Source organism: Pueribacillus theae, from assembly GCF_003097615.1.
GTDB classification, from domain to species: Bacteria; Bacillota; Bacilli; order Bacillales; family UBA6769; genus Pueribacillus; species Pueribacillus theae.
Genome location: NZ_QCZG01000010.1, coordinates 60,295 through 71,176, shown reverse-complemented (window position 1 = coordinate 71,176; position 10,882 = coordinate 60,295). Strand labels below are relative to the sequence as shown.

The window sequence follows — 10,882 nt, the reverse complement described above, 5'->3', positions numbered from 1 at the left end:
CCATGTCCTGTGATAACGTTGAACTGACTCACATCCTGTGAGCCTCCGGACTTTTTGAACAACCTCTTTAAGTAAATGGGGGAACAGTAAATGGAGATTGATTGGCAGAAACTTTTTTCAATGCAGCGTGAATTAGATGAACGCATTATCGTTGAGCATCAGTTAACGGGTACATATTTTTTAGAGCGATTGCTTGCCCTTCAAGTGGAAGTTGGTGAATTAGCAAATGAAACGCGTTGCTTTAAATATTGGAGCTTAAAGCCGCCTGCTGAACGATCTGTCATTCTAGAGGAATATGTAGACGGCATTCACTTTATTTTATCCATTGGACTTTCGCTTGGGCTGGAAACGACGATTCCGAATAAACGATTTGTAAATAAACAGAATGAAACTAGTATGGTTAAACAATTTCTAGTTGTAAACCGTTGTATTTCGAGTTTAATCATGGATAACTCGTCCAATGCTTATGAAGAACTGTTTACTGAGTATTTAACACTCGGAAAAATGCTTGGCTTCCATGAAGCAGATATTCAAACTGCTTATTTTGAAAAAAATAAAATCAATCATATGCGGCAGGATGAGGGGTACTGATCCAGAGGCCAGAGGTCAGAAGCCAGATTTGTGTAAATTTGCGAAAGAGCAAATTTAGTGATTTGACAGAGGTCAGGTATCGGAAGCCAGAAGCCAGATTTGAAGAAACCAATTTTTTTGTATTTCAAAAAAGGAGGATTTATTACATGTCAAATTTAGATGAAACACTGTCAATGCTTAAGGAGTTAACGGATGCAAATGGGATTCCCGGAAATGAACGGGAACCGCGTGAAGTCGTGCGCAAATATATTGCGCCGTATGCGGATGAAATCATGACGGATCATCTTGGAAGTTTGATTGCCAAGAAAAACGGTACAGAAGATGGCCCAAAAATTATGGTTGCTGGCCATTTGGATGAAATTGGATTCATGGTTACTCAAATTGATGACAATGGATTTTTAAAATTTCAAACGGTCGGCGGCTGGTGGGAGCAAGTCATGTTAGCGCAGCGGGTTACTGTTATGACGAGAAACGGGAACATCCCTGGTGTGATCGGATCGAAACCGCCGCATATTCTTTCGCCAGAAGCGCGTAAGAAACCGGTTGATAAAAAAGATATGTTTATCGACATTGGCGCTTCAAGCAAAAAAGAAGCTGAAGAATTTGGAGTTCGCCCGGGAGATTCAGTTGTCCCCGTTTGTGATTTTACTGTCATGAAAAATGAAAAGGTACTAATGGCGAAAGCATGGGACAATCGCATCGGATGTGCGATCGCAATCGAAGTGCTCCGCCAGCTAAAAAATGAGAAGCATCCAAACACAGTCTATGGTGTGGGAACAGTTCAAGAGGAAGTAGGCTTACGTGGTGCAAAAACAGCCACTCACTTCATACAGCCTGATATCGGTTTTGCGGTCGATGTAGGAATTGCTGGGGATACGCCAGGTGTAACCTCGAAAGAGGCGCTTTCCAAAATTGGAAAAGGCCCACAAATCATTATGTATGACGCGTCGATGGTTGCGCACAAAGATTTAAGAGATTTTGTAACAGATGTTGCCGATAAAGAAAATATTCCGTATCAAATGGACTTCGTTCCAGGAGGCGGTACTGATTCCGGAAGCATTCATTTAACGGCAAAAGGCGTCCCAGCTTTATCGATTACCATTGCGACACGCTACATTCACACACATGCGGCAATTTTACACCGTGATGACTTTGAAAATGCTGTGAAATTAATTGTTGAAGTGATTAAACGCCTTGACAGGGAAAAGGTGAATGAAATTATTTTTGGTTAACGGAAAGAGCATGGCAATTGCCATGCTCTTAAAATTTGCTATTGCAGCCCCTCCGCCATATTTTTAAGGAGCTCTCTTTGTTCGTTTTGATCAGAGTTCTTCCACAACACTTCAAATAAAACCCCTAGCCCTGGAAGCATTTTTTCTTCACCGCTTTGGATCGCATCCACAATTGTATGCTCAAGCTGGGCTTCGTCGCTGCCTTTTACATTGTTCAGTATCGCTTGTCTCAAGTTAAAGTCCATTTACATAACCTCCTTTTTGAACGTGCTTTAAACCTATTTTCTACATAAAACGAATGGAATATGTACTAAACAATCATTATAATTGACGAAGAGGTGAGAACATTGTTGTGGATTGAGTCAATGAAAAATGACCGTGTAAAAAAATGGAAAAAGCTGCTCACAAGAAAAGGACGCGAAAAAGAGCGATTGTTTTTAGTTGAAGGCCATCATTTGATTGAGGAAGCTTTGAAAGAAAAAATTGTAAAAACAATCATTATAGATGAAGAGAAAGAAGTTCCAAAAGAGTGGACCGTAAACGAAAAAGAGATTGTACGAGTTTCAAAAAACGTTTTTAAAGAAATAAGCGAAACAGAAACTCCTCAAGGAGTCATTGCGGTATGTGATATGCTAAAGCAACAAAAGTTAACATATGATCAGGGAAAATATTTACTTATTGATCGCGTACAGGATCCCGGGAACGTTGGGACGATGATACGGACAGCAGACAGCGCAGGTTTTGATGCTGTCATTCTAGGCAAAGGATGCGCCGATTTGTACAACGGAAAAACGATAAGAGCAACACAAGGCTCGCTTTTTCACATGCCTGTTTACCAACACATACTTGAAGAAATTGTGAATGGCTTAAAAATCAACAGTGTCAAGGTATACGGCAGTGCACTGAAAGGGGCGAGAGATTATCGTTCTGTTGAAAAAACGGATTCTTTCGGCTTGCTTGTTGGGAATGAAGGAGAGGGAGTTCAAGAACAACTTCTCGCGATGTGCGATGAGAAAGTGTCTATCCCGATTTTCGGACAGGCTGAATCGCTTAACGTTGCGGTGGCTGCCGGTATTTTAATGTACGGACTCAGCAATTAAATTCCCTTTTTGGAGGAGAGAAGCAAGCGTCTCTCCTCCATTCTATTTTTAAAGTGAGATAGGAGTAGGTTTCGAACATGAGCGTATTACTGTTGAAGCAACTGGAAAAGCGAATAGGCAATACGACAATATTTTCACCCTTTGATTTAGAGATAAAAGAAGGTGAATCTGCGGCAATTCAATGCAACGTCCAAGTAAGCCAGCTGTTGATTCAAATGTTAATCGGGGAGACCCAAGCTTCCGGAGGACAGATTTATATTTCCGGATCAGAGTTTACGTCATATAAGAGGATATGTAAGCAAATCGGGATTTTAAGTTTAAATGAAGGATTGTATGAACGGTTAACACCTTTTGAATATTTAACTTTATATAAAAGGCTGTTTGAAGTGAATGTCGATGTTAACGAATGGCTTCAAAGCATTGGTTTAACAAAGAATGTAAGAATTAACAAGCTATCTTTCTCGGAAAAAAAGCGGCTTCAGATTGGAAGGGCCATTTTGCATAAACCCTGCACTTGTCATTTTAGAAGAGCCTATCCAAAATGTGGATATTGAAAGCATTTTTATCATTCAAAACATCATTTCAACCTTAACAAAGCAAGGGAAGGCTTTGTTGATTATGACGGGCAATCTTGAGAATGCAATTATGATGTCAAGCAATGTTTACAGGCTTAATGCAGACGGGCTCAAAAAAATCGATATCGTCGAAGATGAGGATAATCAAGAAGAAAAACATGAAAAAACGATCAAAGAAGAAAAGACCTTGAATGAAGAAAACGAAGAAGATCCACCACTCAATCTTGCACAATTTCGTTTTGAAAAAATCCCTGTGAAATTCGATGACAAAATTATTTTATTAGATCCGACAGAGATTGACTTTATCGAAAGTAGCGAAGGCGTATCGAATGTACATGTTAAAGGCGAGGTATTCCCGTGTTCTTATACATTAAATCAGCTTTTCGATCGGTTATATCCTTTCGGTTTTTTCCGTTCCCATCGCTCTTATATTGTGAATTTGCAAAAAGTAAGAGAAGTGATTACATGGACGAGAAATAGTTACAGTTTGATTTTGGATGATTCCAAAAAAAGTTCGGTTCCTCTCTCAAAAGGGAAATTGAATGAACTGAAGGAGATTATCCGCATGTAACGCGAATTTCATTCCGTTTTTCAGCTGAAACATTGCTCCATTCATCAGGAAAAATGACTCATTCATCGTTATTTATACTCTTTTCACCTTGATATTACTGCGTTCTATGAGAAGAGTTGTTACTCTTAAATCAGCGAGCGACAACGAACCAAAACTTGGTGAAAGGAAGTTAAAAAATGGAAAACGTCATTGAAGTGAAGCAATTAGGCAAATCGTTTGAAAACAAAATCGCGTTAAAAAACGTAACATTTACTGTAAAAAAAGGTGAAACGTTCGGTTTCTTAGGTCCGAGCGGCTCGGGGAAAACGACAACGATTAAACTTTTAACCTCTCAATTGCAGCATACTACCGGCGAGGTTGCCGTGTTCGGGAAGCCAATTTCAAAGCTGAAAGATCCAACTTATATGAAGCGGATTGGGATTTTGACAGATAATAGCGGTCTTTACGAAAGGCTTACAATTTATGATAATCTTTCCTTCTTTTGTAAATTGTATGGCGTAAATGAAAAACGAATGGATGAAGTGTTGGAATCGGTTAATTTACTGAATGAGAAAAAGACAATCGTCCAGAAATTATCTAAAGGGATGAAGCAAAGGGTTACTTTAGCCCGTGCAATGTTGCATCAGCCGGAATTGCTTTTCTTAGATGAACCTACATCAGCGCTAGATCCAGTTAATACAATGCATATTCATGAAGGGTTAAGACGGTTAAATCAAGAAGGGACGACGATCTTTTTAACGACACATGATATGCAAGAAGCGGAAAAACTTTGCGACCGCGTGGCATTTTTACATCAGGGAGAAATTAAGCTGCTTGATACACCGCAAAATTTACGAATGCAGTACAGTGATTCAACAATAACGCTCGTATTAAAAGGAAACCGTACAGTTATCGTCCAAAAAGATTCAAAAGGGGCAGACGAAATTTATCAATACATGAAAAACGGTGAAGTGGTATCCATTCATTCAAATGAACCGACACTTGGAGATATTTTCATAAAATTAACAGGGAGAGAATTAGCATGACATTATCATTCAAGAGAGTATTTGCCATTTTTCAAAAAGATTGGAAAGACTTATTAAAAAACTCTTATATTATATTTACGATGGCCATTCCTTTGATCTTTGCAGCATGGTTGGGGCGGATAGGAACAGAGGACGGTTTCCTTCATTCATTGCCAATAAGCTTAGCCTTAGTTATTTCGGGCTGTTTCGTGCAAGCAGCGATGGTGGCTGAAGAGAAAGAGAAGAACACATTAAGGGGATTATTGCTTTCTCCGGCAAGTACAACTGAAATCCTAATTGGAAAAAGTTTGTTAACAGCGGCTGTAACGATAGTGATTATTATAGGTTCAATTTTTCTTTCTGAATTTAACGTTCAGTCCATCTCTTTGTTTTCGCTGCTTATTTTATTGAATTTGGTTACCTTTATTTCGATTGGAACGATTCTTGGGTTAGTATCAAGAACAGTAATGGAAACATCGATTATTGGAATGCCAGTTATGCTTATTTTTGGTATGGGTTCCATGTTTAAAACAATGATTGAAAACGAGACGTTACTGAAGATACTACATTATTTACCAAGTGAACAATTCAATGAGGCATGGCTGTCAATGAGTGAAGGTGGGAGTTTTGGCAGTATTGGCAACAATCTGCTTATCCTTTTGGTTTGGTGCATCGTTGCGCTAGTCATTAGCTTTATCACATATCGGAGAAGCAGTTTTGATAAATAGATTTACGATCCCCATTCAAAATAGAGTGGGGTTTGGTTCGCTTTCCGTGGCTTCGAAATTTGTGAAACATTCATTGTCCTCGTTGACAGATAGGGAGTTCCACAGATGAATCCTTATCGAAAAAGAGGTAAGGAGCCATGACAAATATAAATATTCCAGTATCAGTTTTAAATCTAGCCCCTATTCGCCAAGGACAGGGGACGAAAGAAGCGATAGACGCCATGGTCGACTTGGCACAAGCTACTGAAAATATGGGCTATACAAGATATTGGATAGCAGAGCACCATAATACGCCAACATTAGTAAGTTCAGCTACTCCCATTTTAATTAAGCACACGCTGGAACACACTAATAAGATTCGTGTCGGTTCTGGTGGCATCATGTTGCCTAACCACTCCCCTTTAGTAGTTGCTGAACAATTTGGAACGATGGCCACCATCTATCCCGGACGTTTGGACTTGGGCTTAGGACGGGCGCCAGGTACTGATCAGTTGACCGCAAGTGCGCTAAGGCGGTCAAAAAGTGACACCGTCTATACATTTCCTGAAGATGTACTTTCATTGCTTACCTATTTTGGTCCTGAAGAAAACCAAAGTTATGTGAAAGCCTATCCAGGTGTGGGTACAAATATCCCGATCTATATTCTCGGTTCGTCGACCGATTCTGCTTATTTAGCAGCTAAATTAGGCTTGCCTTATGTGTTTGCTTCCCATTTTGCGCCAAGATTTATGGAGGAAGCCGTTTCGATTTACCGTGAGAAATTTCAACCATCTGAATACTTGGATGCCCCGTACATGGTAATATGCCTAAATGTGATCGCAGCTGAAAGTGATGAAGAGGCCGAATTTGAATCGACAACGATGCAGCAATTTTTCTTAAATGTTGTTCGAGGTTCACAGACACCATTAAGCCCGCCGGTTTTAAATATGGATGCGCTTTGGAGTATGCAAGAAAAAGCAGTTGCTCAATCGATGTCGAGCGTGACGCTGTTAGGGAGTAAGGATTCGATCAGAAAACAGCTGACAAACTTTCAAGAGAAGTATCATGTCGATGAAATCATGGCTGTTTCTTATGTTTTCAATCCTGATAAACAAAAACGTTCGTATCAAATACTAAAGGAAGTCGTTGACGGAAAATAAGGAAGCCTATATTTGTTCGCTGACTTGCGTTCATCCGGTTTTTTTAATACTATATCTATAGTTAACAGAATAAGAAACAAAGACAATGAAGGAAAATAGTAAATTGCCGCTCGCCAGCTAGGGAGGAAGCACCGCCTGACTGAAAGTGTTTCTATGGATGATGCAATTGAATTCAGTCTGGAGTCGCTGCCGGTAGCAAGGCAGATCGGGTGCAACCGTTAAATTAATGAAGTGAACATGATGTTTCATGTTAACTAGGGTGGTAACGCGGAATCTACGATCTTCGTCCCTTTTTAGGGGTGAAGGTCTTTTTTATTTAGATTAGAAAAAACTTAAAAAGGTGGTATATAACGTGCGGGAACGTTTGCTGGAATTAAAAGAAGAAGCATTAGCAAAAGTTGCTGAAGCAACAACAATAAAGGAATTGCAAGATGTGAGAGTCGCCTACTTAGGCAAGAAAGGCCCGATCACAGAAGTGCTCCGGGGAATGGGGAAGCTTCCTGCAGAAGAACGCCCCATTATTGGGCAATATGCGAATGATGTTCGCAATGAAATTGCGTCAAATTTGGAGAAAAAGCAAGCAGAGCTTAAAAAGCTAGCCATTGAAAAGCAGCTTGCAGAAGAAACGATTGATATTACATTACCGGGAAGACCTGTTAAAGTCGGCAACCATCATCCTTTAACAGCAATTGTCGAAGAAATCGAAGATTTATTCATCGGGATGGGGTATCAAATTGCGGAAGGTCCCGAAATTGAAAACGATTATTACAATTTCGAAGCGTTGAATTTGCCGAAAGATCATCCTGCTCGCGATATGCAAGATTCGTTTTATATTACAGAAGACATTTTGCTCAGAACGCATACCTCTCCTGTACAAGCACGGACTATGGAATCTCATCATGGCAAAGGGCCCGTGAAAGTCATCTGCCCCGGTAAAGTGTACCGTCGAGATACAGATGATGCAACCCACTCTCACCAGTTTACACAAATTGAAGGGCTAGTCGTTGACGAAAATATACGCATGAGTGATTTAAAAGGCACGCTTCGTTTGTTTGCCAAAAAAATGTTTGGTGAAGATCGGGAAATTCGTTTGCGTCCAAGTTTCTTTCCGTTTACGGAACCGTCTGTTGAAATGGACATTTCATGCTTTAAATGTGATGGAGAAGGATGCAATGTATGTAAAGGAACAGGCTGGATCGAGATTCTCGGATCCGGTATGGTTCATCCGAATGTTCTCGAAATGTCGGGATTTGATTCAAAGAAATATACAGGGTTTGCTTTCGGTATGGGACCTGAACGAATTGCAATGCTAAAGTATGGAATCGAAGATATCCGGCATTTTTATCAAAATGATATTCGCTTTTTAAAACAATTTAAGCAAGCTTAGGAAAAGGGAGAGAAAAAAATATGTTTGTTTCTTATCGTTGGCTTCAAGACTATGTCGACATTTCAGATATTAGCCCTCAAGATTTAGCGGAAAAAATTACGAGAAGCGGGATCGAAGTTGATTCGGTGGAACTGCGGAGCAAAGGCGCGGCAAACGTTGTTGTTGGTAAAGTTGTAGAGTTACATCAGCACCCCAATGCAGATAAATTAAATGTGTGCCAAGTTGATCTCGGTGAAGGCGAACTTTCACAAATCGTTTGTGGTGCCCCCAATGTTGCGGCTGGCCAAAAAGTTGCCGTTGCAAAACCGGGGGCACGCCTTCCAGGAGGCCTGAAAATCAAAAAAGCAAAACTTCGCGGTGAGCAATCAAATGGCATGATTTGTTCCTTGCAAGAGCTTGGAATCGAAGGAAAGCTCATTCAAAAGGAGTATTCAGAAGGTATTTTTGTATTCTCTGATCAAATTGAAATAGGTGCTGATGCACTTGAAGCGTTAAGTTTAGATGATACAGTGCTTGAGTTTGACCTGACACCGAATCGTGCGGATGCATTAAGCATGATTGGGGTTGCCTATGAAGTGGCAGCGATTTTGGGAAGGAAAATGAAAAAGCCGGAAATTAATCTTTCCACGGTAAATGAGAAGGCTGAAGACTACGTTTCGGTTTCAATCGAAGCTGGTGAAGATTGTCCTTACTATGCTGCCTTCATCGTGAAAGATGTAAAAATCAAACCGTCTCCTTTATGGCTAGCAAACCGCTTAATGGCAGCTGGCATCCGCCCGATTAACAATGTTGTTGATATTACAAACTATGTTTTGCTTGAATACGGGCAGCCATTGCATGCGTTCGATTATGACCGTTTAGGTTCAAAGGAAATTTTAGTCCGCCGCGCTAAAGAAAATGAAGAAATTGTCACGCTGGACAGTGAAACACGTGTTCTGAATGAAGAAATGCTTGTCATTACAAATGGAACAGAGCCAGTTGCTGTTGCTGGTGTCATGGGTGGGGCTTCTTCCGAAGTACAGAATAATACGACAAACATCTTGCTTGAAGCCGCTTATTTTGATGGAAAACGTGTTCGCACAGCATCAAAACAATTAGGGCTCCGAAGTGAAGCGAGCACACGTTTTGAAAAAGGTGTGGCAAGGAACCGTGTGCATGAAGCGGGACAGCGGGCGGCATATTTAATGCAGAAATTAGCCGAGGGAAAGGTTGTTGGCGGAGTCGCCCAAGCGGGGGAAAGGGAAGTTGCTTTAAAACAAATTGAAGTGACAGAACAGCGTATTAATCATGTGCTTGGAACTGACATTAAAAAAGAAGAAATTTCCTCGATCTTTGACCGGCTCAGATTTGATTATAAAGAAGATAATGGAAATTTTGTAGTGACCATTCCAACGAGGCGCCCAGACCTTTCCATCCCCGAAGACTTGATTGAAGAAGTTGCACGGCTATATGGTTATGATGAAATTCCTGCCACCCTTCCAATCGGAGAATCATTGCCGGGCGGATTAAGTCCTTTTCAGGAAAAACGCCGAAAAGTAAGACGTTTTCTAGAAGGTGCAGGCCTTTGCCAAGCGACGACATATTCGCTAACAACGCCTGAGAAAAACCGGTTATTTGGTCAAGAGAGCAGTTTGAAAAACATCCGCCTTTCTATGCCGATGAGTGAAGAGAGAAGCTGCTTGCGGACAGCCATCTTGCCCAGCCTTCTTGAAGCTGTTCAATACAACCTGAATCGTAAGCAAACAAATCTTGCCCTCTATGAAATTGGCTCAGTCTATTTAACGAAGGAGGAAAAATTAACACGCTTGCCGGAGGAAGAAGAACACGTAGCCGGTGTATTTACAGGAATGTGGTTTGAAAACAAATGGCAAGGTGAAATGAAAAAAGTTGATTTCTTTGTCGTAAAAGGCGTGCTCGAAGGCCTGTTTTTGCAACTAGGAATAGAAAAGAAAATATCCTTTGTGCAGGCGAAAAAAGAAGGGCTTCATCCTGGAAGAACCGCAGCAATTGCATTGAATGGCGAAGAAATTGGTTTTGTTGGCCAGGTTCACCCTACGGTACAAAATGATTTTGAAATCACTGAAACATATGTTTTCGAAATGTCGCTCGAAAAGCTGATTCAAGAAGCAGATTCCGAAACACATTATGAAAAACTGCCTAAGTTTCCATCCGTTTCAAGAGATATCGCGCTTGTTGTGGATAAGCAGGTTTCTGCAGGCGAGTTAAAACGTGCAATCATTGAAGCGGGCGGAGAACTGCTGAAAGAAGTTCATATTTTTGACGTTTACGAAGGAGAACCTCTGGAAGCAGGTAAAAAATCGCTGGCATTTTCACTACTTTACCTTGATCCGGAACATACATTGACGGAAGAAGAAGTAGCTGAGGCACACACCCGTGTACTTGATGCTGTACAGGAAAAATTCGCAGCGGAATTAAGACAATAAGACAGTGTTCAATCAGAAAGTTGGAAATCCCTGAAAACTAGGTTACTTAACCCCGAAGCTAGACGCTGGGTTAAGAAGTTAAACATTAGTGGCTAGCCTCACTTTTGAGGC

11 protein-coding genes and 1 other annotated feature are annotated in these 10,882 nt (G+C 40.7%); of the genes, 10 read left to right on the top strand and 1 reads right to left on the bottom strand.

Annotation, left to right across the window (positions count from 1 at the left end):
* Nucleotides 1–90: 90 nt before the first annotated feature.
* Complete coding sequence (locus DCC39_RS06760; RefSeq protein ID WP_338066540.1) at nt 91–591, top strand: dUTP diphosphatase; 501 nt, start codon at nt 91–93, stop codon at nt 589–591.
* A gap of 146 nt (nt 592–737) precedes the next feature.
* Nucleotides 738–1,823 (top strand): M42 family metallopeptidase, encoded by a 1,086-nt coding sequence (locus DCC39_RS06755; RefSeq protein WP_116554135.1) that lies wholly within the window; start codon nt 738–740, stop codon nt 1,821–1,823.
* Between the two features lie 38 nt (nt 1,824–1,861).
* On the opposite strand, the gene sspI is transcribed toward DCC39_RS06755, so the two are convergent.
* Nucleotides 1,862–2,068, bottom strand: coding sequence for a small acid-soluble spore protein SspI (gene sspI, locus DCC39_RS06750; protein WP_116554134.1), 207 nt, complete (start codon nt 2,066–2,068; stop codon nt 1,862–1,864).
* Nucleotides 2,069–2,188: 120 nt separating this feature from the next.
* Between sspI and DCC39_RS06745 the strand changes: the two genes are divergently transcribed.
* The 8 genes from DCC39_RS06745 (at nt 2,189) to pheT (ending at nt 10,771) form a co-directional block, all read left to right on the top strand.
* Nucleotides 2,189–2,923, top strand: coding sequence for a TrmH family RNA methyltransferase (locus tag DCC39_RS06745; protein ID WP_205948474.1), 735 nt, complete (start codon nt 2,189–2,191; stop codon nt 2,921–2,923).
* A 77-nt stretch (nt 2,924–3,000) separates the two neighbouring features.
* A complete protein-coding gene (locus DCC39_RS19385; protein WP_240613565.1) occupies nt 3,001–3,477 on the top strand; it encodes an ATP-binding cassette domain-containing protein in 477 nt (158 codons plus the stop codon).
* Nucleotides 3,467–4,069, top strand: coding sequence for a LytTR family DNA-binding domain-containing protein (locus tag DCC39_RS19380; protein ID WP_240613564.1), 603 nt, complete (start codon nt 3,467–3,469; stop codon nt 4,067–4,069). The genes DCC39_RS19385 and DCC39_RS19380 overlap by 11 nt, the downstream gene beginning before the upstream one ends.
* A 176-nt stretch (nt 4,070–4,245) precedes the next feature.
* The gene (locus DCC39_RS06735) at nt 4,246–5,094 is read left to right on the top strand and encodes an ABC transporter ATP-binding protein (protein WP_116554132.1); all 849 of its coding nucleotides are present in this window, start codon (nt 4,246–4,248) and stop codon (nt 5,092–5,094) included.
* Nucleotides 5,091–5,801, top strand: a complete 711-nt coding sequence (locus DCC39_RS06730; RefSeq protein ID WP_116554131.1) for an ABC transporter permease — start codon at nt 5,091–5,093, stop codon at nt 5,799–5,801. The genes DCC39_RS06735 and DCC39_RS06730 overlap by 4 nt, the downstream gene beginning before the upstream one ends.
* A gap of 137 nt (nt 5,802–5,938) precedes the next feature.
* Nucleotides 5,939–6,940: an LLM class flavin-dependent oxidoreductase gene (locus DCC39_RS06725; RefSeq protein ID WP_116554130.1), complete on the top strand. Its 1,002-nt coding sequence runs from the start codon at nt 5,939–5,941 to the stop codon at nt 6,938–6,940.
* Between the two features lie 76 nt (nt 6,941–7,016).
* Nucleotides 7,017–7,234: a binding site (T-box leader), on the top strand.
* 58 nt (nt 7,235–7,292) lie between these two features.
* Complete coding sequence (gene pheS, locus DCC39_RS06720; RefSeq protein WP_116554129.1) at nt 7,293–8,327, top strand: phenylalanine--tRNA ligase subunit alpha; 1,035 nt, start codon at nt 7,293–7,295, stop codon at nt 8,325–8,327.
* 20 nt (nt 8,328–8,347) lie between these two features.
* Nucleotides 8,348–10,771: a phenylalanine--tRNA ligase subunit beta gene (gene pheT, locus DCC39_RS06715; RefSeq protein WP_116554128.1), complete on the top strand. Its 2,424-nt coding sequence runs from the start codon at nt 8,348–8,350 to the stop codon at nt 10,769–10,771.
* Nucleotides 10,772–10,882: the final 111 nt, after the last annotated feature.

Bases quoted from the DNA above. Each gene is read 5' to 3' on its own strand.
- DCC39_RS06760 (WP_338066540.1), top strand. From the start codon at position 91: ATGGAGATTGATTGGCAGAAACTTTTTTCAATGCAGCGTGAATTAGAT.
- DCC39_RS06735 (WP_116554132.1), top strand. From the start codon at position 4,246: ATGGAAAACGTCATTGAAGTGAAGCAATTAGGCAAATCGTTTGAAAAC.
- DCC39_RS06725 (WP_116554130.1), top strand. From the start codon at position 5,939: ATGACAAATATAAATATTCCAGTATCAGTTTTAAATCTAGCCCCTATT.
- DCC39_RS06730 (WP_116554131.1), top strand. From the start codon at position 5,091: ATGACATTATCATTCAAGAGAGTATTTGCCATTTTTCAAAAAGATTGG.
- pheT (WP_116554128.1), top strand. From the start codon at position 8,348: ATGTTTGTTTCTTATCGTTGGCTTCAAGACTATGTCGACATTTCAGAT.
- sspI (WP_116554134.1), bottom strand. From the start codon at position 2,068: ATGGACTTTAACTTGAGACAAGCGATACTGAACAATGTAAAAGGCAGC.
- DCC39_RS06755 (WP_116554135.1), top strand. From the start codon at position 738: ATGTCAAATTTAGATGAAACACTGTCAATGCTTAAGGAGTTAACGGAT.
- DCC39_RS06745 (WP_205948474.1), top strand. From the start codon at position 2,189: ATGAAAAATGACCGTGTAAAAAAATGGAAAAAGCTGCTCACAAGAAAA.
- DCC39_RS19385 (WP_240613565.1), top strand. From the start codon at position 3,001: ATGAGCGTATTACTGTTGAAGCAACTGGAAAAGCGAATAGGCAATACG.